The organism is Mesorhizobium sp. Arg314, from assembly GCF_053714275.1.
Window position 1 is genome coordinate 1 of the sequence record NZ_JBSKBP010000255.1, and the last position, 458, is coordinate 458.

At 66.8% G+C, this 458-nt stretch carries 1 protein-coding gene and 1 pseudogene; both read left to right on the forward strand.

Features of this window, described 5'->3' with window-relative positions:
* Positions 1–76, forward strand: a pseudogene (locus ACWGS9_RS35360) (electron transfer flavoprotein subunit beta/FixA family protein); the annotation flags it as partial.
* A gap of 23 nt (positions 77–99) precedes the next feature.
* A partial coding sequence (locus ACWGS9_RS35365) for an adenine nucleotide alpha hydrolase family protein (RefSeq protein WP_459077410.1) occupies positions 100–458 on the forward strand: 359 nt, incomplete at its 3' end.

The window sequence follows — 458 nt, forward strand, 5'->3', positions numbered from 1 at the left end:
CCGCAAGGCCGGCGTCAAGGTCAAGAGCGTCGCCGAGCTGGTCGAGAAGCTGAAGAACGAAGCCGGCGTGCTCTAAGCGGTCGGGAAAGGACAAAGAAAATGGCAATTCTCCTCATCGCCGAACACGACAACGCAAGCCTCTCCGACCAGACCGCCAAGGCGCTATCGGCAGCGCTCCAGATCGGCTCGGACGTTCATGTGCTGGTGGCCGGCAAAGGCGCCAAGGCCGCTGCCGATGCGGCCGCGAAACTGAAGGGCGTGGGCAAGGTGCTGCTCGCCGAGGCCGACGAACTCGCCGAGCGCCTGGCCGAGCCGACGGCGGCACTGGTCGTCTCGCTGGCTGGCGCCTACGACACGATCATCGCGCCGGCGACGTCCGCAGGCAAGAACGTCGCGCCACGCGTCGCCGCGCTGCTCGATGTCGCCCAGGTCTCCGAGATCATCGAAGTGGTCGCGCC